The organism is Pseudomonas sp. A25(2017), assembly GCF_002001065.1.
GTDB lineage: Bacteria > Pseudomonadota > Gammaproteobacteria > Pseudomonadales > Pseudomonadaceae > Aquipseudomonas > Aquipseudomonas kilonensis.
In genome coordinates this window covers 1-581 of record NZ_MUOA01000016.1, presented here as the reverse complement: position 1 = coordinate 581, position 581 = coordinate 1, and the positions used below count along the sequence as shown (strand labels likewise).

The 581-nt window shown below is 49.7% G+C and carries 2 tRNA genes and 1 rRNA gene; all 3 read left to right on the top strand.

Annotated features, from left to right (window positions below):
• Positions 1-108 (top strand): 16S ribosomal RNA (locus B0E42_RS00050); the annotation flags it as partial.
• A gap of 81 nt (positions 109-189) precedes the next feature.
• A tRNA-Ile gene (locus B0E42_RS00045) sits at positions 190-266 on the top strand.
• A 30-nt stretch (positions 267-296) separates the two neighbouring features.
• Positions 297-372, top strand: a tRNA-Ala gene (locus B0E42_RS00040).
• The last annotated feature ends 209 nt before the right edge of the window (positions 373-581 follow it).

The following is a 581-nucleotide window of genomic DNA, read 5'->3' as shown; positions in this document are numbered from 1 at the left end:
GTAGCTAGTCTAACCTTCGGGGGGACGGTTACCACGGTGTGATTCATGACTGGGGTGAAGTCGTAACAAGGTAGCCGTAGGGGAACCTGCGGCTGGATCACCTCCTTAATCGACGACCGCAGCTGCTTCATGAGCTCCCACACGAATTGCTTGATTCATTGAAGAAGACGAAAGAAGCAGCCCGAAATTGGGTCTGTAGCTCAGTTGGTTAGAGCGCACCCCTGATAAGGGTGAGGTCGGCAGTTCGAATCTGCCCAGACCCACCAATTTTGTGTGGGAAACGCCTGTAGAAATACGGGGCCATAGCTCAGCTGGGAGAGCGCCTGCCTTGCACGCAGGAGGTCAGCGGTTCGATCCCGCTTGGCTCCACCACTACTGCTTCGATTGTATAAAGCTTAGAAATGAGCATTCCATCGGTACGATGGTGAATGTTGATTTCTAGTCTTTGACTAGTTCGTTCTTTAAAAATTTGGGTATGTGATAGAAAGATAGACTGAACGTTACTTTCACTGGTAACGGATCAGGCTAAGGTAAAATTTGTGAGTGGCTCTCAGAGCCAGATCGAATTTTCGGCGAATGTC